Origin of the sequence: Aeromonas rivuli, assembly GCF_000820045.1 — a bacterium.
Taxonomy (GTDB): Bacteria; Pseudomonadota; Gammaproteobacteria; order Enterobacterales; family Aeromonadaceae; genus Aeromonas; species Aeromonas rivuli.
Genome location: NZ_CDBJ01000095.1, coordinates 1 through 4,334 on the forward strand (window position 1 = coordinate 1; position 4,334 = coordinate 4,334).

A 4,334-nucleotide genomic window follows, 5' to 3' on the forward strand; every position below is an offset into this window, starting at 1 on the left:
CGCAGGTCGCCGTTGTAACCAACATCGATGGTGACTGGCTGCCCCTTTTTTACTTGGGCCTGGGCTGTCAGGGCGGCCCGTCCGCCGACATTCAGATCCAGCATGATGTCGTGCTCAACCAGGTGAGCCGGTTGGCCATTGATGGTCAAGCGAGTGGTCAGTTTCATGCCAGCACATCCCCCAGTTTGTTATCAAGCTGCTTAAAGAATGCCTCCCCGCTGGAGAGCGTCTCTTCGCCTGGTTGGCTGCTACCGCCAGCGGCAGCAGTGGTGCCTGGTGAGCCGGTGCCGATATTGGCAGGTTTGCCAGGCAGACGGGCCTCGCGTTTCTCCGGTACCGAATCGAACTCCTTGAGAGTGAATTGCACCACCCAGGCTAATAGGCCCTCTTGCTCGCTGGCGGAGATGCGTCCGGCAAACTTCGCCTGGCGTACCTTGACCGACTTGGCGAGCAACGAGCCCACCCGATAGATGTGGCGCTGTCCGCCTTTTCCCTTGGCATCGGCCAGCTCAAACAATCGACTCAACATGTGGTCGTCCTTGAACGCAATGAGCCCGGAAATATCCAATTCCTTGCCTTTGGCACCCTGTTCGGCGCTGCTGGTCGAGCTGGTTTGGCCCGATTGGTCTTTGTCCTGGAACTGCATAGATACAGAGACTCGCATCGACTTCATGATGATGGGCTCGCCATCCAGGGTCAGCATGGCTTGGCTCATGGGGTCAACTCCTGCCAAAAGGTCAGTGGGGAAGGGGAGAGCAGCAGGGCGGCGACGCTCATGCTCATGCTGTGATCTGGTGGTGTGCTCTGGCCAAGTTGCGCGGCCAGGCTGGCGACATCTCCCTGGCCCTGCCAGCGGTAGAGCTGACCCGAGATCGTGGCCAGGGTATCCAGCGCGCTGGCCAGTTCGCTCAGGCGCGCGGCGCGGCGACTTGCCAGCCCCTGCAGCTTGGCGATGGGCGATTGGCTATCCCGGGCCAGACTCTCTAGCTGGGCAAGCTCACTGCCCAGGGCGAGGCTGGCCGGGCGCAGCGGCGCCCAGACCAGCGGCTCATCGGCATGCCAGCGCGGTACCTTGGCCGCCGTGGGCTTGGCCATGATGTCGTTGTTGGCTTCCAGGCGACGCAGGGCAGCGCACCACTGCGGCAATGGCAGCAAGGCGCACAGAGGGGCCAACTTGGCAGCAAGGTCGGCGGCGCTGTTACCTGTCACCAACCAGGCGAGGGCATGAAGCTGGCCGGAGGGCAGCAAGGGGTCGGCACCATCTTGTAGCTTGTCCGCCAGCGCCTTGACCGCATTGGGGGCGGCCAGGCTGGCCTGTTTATCCTGTATCTGGCCGACGCCGTGCAAAAAGGGGGTCACCGCCAGGGCGCGACCGGTGACCAGTAGATGGTCGAGCTGGGCGCGAAATCCTGAAAGGGCTGCGGCCTCACCACTGAGCGGGTGGGGGCGATACTGGGCGCGGCTGGCGATGACCTGCAGGCGCCCCATGGCCGCATCCGCCAAGCCGGGTACCTGGGTCAGCACGGCGCGGGCCTGATGGTGCAAGTTGGCCCCGCAGGGGGGCCAGTGCAGGTCGCTTTGCTGCCAACTCATGCTGGCAGCTCCGGCCAATCCACCGTCGTGGGCCAGCCAGGTGTTTCAGGCAGGCGCGAAAGCGTCACCCGGTACAGTCGCAAGGCGGTGAGCCGCGAGGTTTCCGCTGGGGTCAATATGCCCAGTAGCTCGGCATCCCCCAGGGGGGCGATGGCATCGCCAGCCAGTTGCAGGCGGCGCGCCAATTCGCGCTGTTGCTCCTCTTCGGTCGGGATGGGCGTTGGCGGCGCCTGATAGGGAGCCACCTCGCCATATTCACCAAAGCGCGCCCGCACAAACAGCTCGACGCCATAGGGCTCCGGGTCACTTTGGGTGGCGGCGAAGGGCACCGGCTCGGCCTGATTGGCAAACTGGACGGTCAGATTGATGGCGGTGTGTTCCGGGTCGGCCCACTCGGGGGCGGTAACGTGAAGAATGTCGTCTGTCATTTTGTGCGGATCCACAGTGAGGTGTTTTGGTCGTTATTGCCGCCGCCCTTGATAGCGCCAACCAGCTTCCAAGTACCCGGCAGGGCGGCGCCGATGCCCGGGCCGCCATCTTCTGAGTTGGCTGCGCGCAAGGAGCTGCCCGCAATGGCGTAGCCCGGGCCCTTGTTACCGCCGGTTGAGACGATGCAGGTGGCAAAACAGTACGTCCCCACCTGTCCCCAGCCACTGCCCACGATGTCGGCATTGCCCTGGGCCGCCGGGTGGGTGTGACCAGAGGGGGGCATGGTGCCGGGTTTGCCGGATACCTCGCCCCAGCTGGGCCAGCGGGTAGCCTGAGCGGGAGGGCCGCTAATTTGAGACCAGGGGTGGGAATGGGATGCAGCCGCGGCGCCCAGTTCGGCCAAGGTGGGTTTATCATTGGTGTGATACAGCCGCACATTGGTCGAGGAGGAGGTGGTATCGGTGCCATTGGCCTTGTACCCGTACCACAGCTGATGAATAGCACTGGTTGAGCTGAACAGGGTGTGTCGATACTTGCTTCCGCCGTTGTGTCCCCAGCTGATCCAGTTCAAAAACTGCGTGCTGCCAGAACCCTTGGGAGCTTGCGCGGAGCCTGTCATGAACTTGTCAGATTGAACGTTCCAGTCGAGGTTCTTGAGATCGAGAGAGTCGTGGCTGTGCCCCTCGCTGGCCAAGGCCGGTTTGTCTGTCACCTCTCCCCAGTTCGGCCAGCGGGTTGCTGGCTCGGGTACATTGTCCAGCTCACCCCAGGGGTGGCGATGTTTTTGGGCTGCCAGTGCAGGTTTGTCGGTCACCTCGCCCCAGTTCGGCCAGCGGTTGGCTGGCTCGGGTACATTGTCCAGCTCGCCCCAGGGGTGGCGATGGCTGCCCGCCTTGATCTCCACCGCGATATTGACGCCCTGGGCGTCTTCCAGGATGCCTTTGCCGCTGACATCCCCGGACAGCTCGAGGGTGCGCTTGCGGCGCAGGTCGGTCACGCTGCCGTCGCTGTTGATGATGGCCACCTTGGCCAGATGGTGACGATAGCCGTTGCCGTCGGTGTAATCGGCCTTGTCGGCCACGCTCAAAGTCAGCGTGAAATGGTTCAACCAGGCATCGAGCAAAGATCCCGCCCGGTAGATGTCGAGCCAGAGCCCCACCGGCTTGGCGCCCGGGACAATCTTCTGCACCTGGTCGAGTTGGGCGCGCAGGCCGCCGACATAGGCGACCCCGGGCTGCACCTTGTAGACGCCCGCCTCGTTCACCAGCTTGAAACCGTCGCCATAGAAGGTGGCGGGCCCGAAGAACTGCAACGCCTGCAGGCGCAAGTCGTCATCCATACCGCGCAGGCGGGCGGCATAGTCAATCTGCCAGGTGCTGGCGTCCACATTCGTGACCGTGGCTTCACTGGCTCGGTCGTACTCCATCAGCATCGATTTCACCAGGCTGTTGCCTACCTGGCCGCTCAGGGGATCCGTCTTGAGTTTGGTCTCGCTGCCCTTGTGCACAATCATGGCCACCATGCCGGTTGCCTTGTTGATGAGGTACATGGCGTTGAATTCGAAATCGCCCAGGGTGGTGTCCATCACGATGGTGTAGGCCACCGCGTCGTTGTTGATGCGCCCGCGCTGATCCACGTTATGGCGATGCACGATTTGCCCTGCCGGTGGCAGAGTGCCGTCGGGGTTGATGGGCGCATCGGGATCCAGGCCCGGGATGTTGGCCAGCACGAACTCGTCGAGCACCACCGGGGCTTGGGTGGCGAGGCAGGTTTGCCAGTAGCTGGCAAAGGCGTTGGTAATGATCTGGCTCATGGGTTCCTCTTGAGTGATGCGCCGAACACCTGCTGGCTCATGGTGATGCGGCCATGATGGATGGTCGCGCTGACCGGATAGACCACCTGGAAGCGGTAGCGGCGGCAGGTGCGGCCATAGTGTTGAATGAGGGTGCTCATCAGCGCCTGATTGCTGGCCATGGCGCTGTCAGTCACCTCGATGGTGATGACGTCCCAGGGTTGGCCTGTCTGGCGTTCGTGGATATCGCACCAGCCGATACCAAGCCGCTCGAAAATCCGCTTGAAGCCCGCCACCTCGCCCGCATCCCTCGCGTTGACAAAGGCGAACTGGACGCGCTTGCGAAACAGCGCCAACGGTTCGCCATCAAAGCGGCCGATATCCCGCTCCCAGGCGAGCAGGGCCAGCAGGGACTCCGAGCAGGTCAGCGGGTCTTGTTGGGCCAGTGGCAGCAAGAGCCACCCCTTGAGTCGTTGCCAGAAGGCGTTGATGCCCTTGGTCAGAAAGCCCGGTTCGGCGT

The 4,334-nt window shown here is 63.1% G+C and carries 5 protein-coding genes; all 5 read right to left on the reverse strand.

Annotated features, from left to right (window positions below; genetic code table 11):
* Positions 1–163: 163 nt before the first annotated feature.
* Positions 164–715, reverse strand: coding sequence for a baseplate complex protein (locus tag BN1130_RS19555; protein WP_042044103.1), 552 nt, complete (start codon positions 713–715; stop codon positions 164–166).
* A complete protein-coding gene (locus BN1130_RS19560) occupies positions 712–1,593 on the reverse strand; it encodes a hypothetical protein (protein WP_042044104.1) in 882 nt (293 codons plus the stop codon). The genes BN1130_RS19555 and BN1130_RS19560 overlap by 4 nt, the downstream gene beginning before the upstream one ends.
* Positions 1,590–2,021, reverse strand: a complete 432-nt coding sequence (locus BN1130_RS19565) for a tail fiber assembly protein (protein ID WP_042044105.1) — start codon at positions 2,019–2,021, stop codon at positions 1,590–1,592. Before BN1130_RS19565 ends, BN1130_RS19560 begins: the two co-directional genes overlap by 4 nt.
* Positions 2,018–3,835, reverse strand: a complete 1,818-nt coding sequence (locus BN1130_RS22990; RefSeq protein WP_042044106.1) for a phage tail-collar fiber domain-containing protein — start codon at positions 3,833–3,835, stop codon at positions 2,018–2,020. The genes BN1130_RS19565 and BN1130_RS22990 overlap by 4 nt, the downstream gene beginning before the upstream one ends.
* Positions 3,832–4,334, reverse strand: a 503-nt coding sequence (locus BN1130_RS19575; RefSeq protein WP_042044107.1) for a phage tail protein, incomplete at its 5' end; no start/stop codon positions are given. The genes BN1130_RS19575 and BN1130_RS22990, both read right to left, overlap by 4 nt.

What these genes read in the sequence shown, in the direction of transcription:
- BN1130_RS19555 (WP_042044103.1), bottom strand. Translation starts at nt 715, where the DNA reads ATGAGCCAAGCCATGCTGACCCTGGATGGCGAGCCCATCATCATGAAG.
- BN1130_RS19560 (WP_042044104.1), bottom strand. Translation starts at nt 1,593, where the DNA reads ATGAGTTGGCAGCAAAGCGACCTGCACTGGCCCCCCTGCGGGGCCAAC.
- BN1130_RS19565 (WP_042044105.1), bottom strand. Translation starts at nt 2,021, where the DNA reads ATGACAGACGACATTCTTCACGTTACCGCCCCCGAGTGGGCCGACCCG.
- BN1130_RS22990 (WP_042044106.1), bottom strand. Translation starts at nt 3,835, where the DNA reads ATGAGCCAGATCATTACCAACGCCTTTGCCAGCTACTGGCAAACCTGC.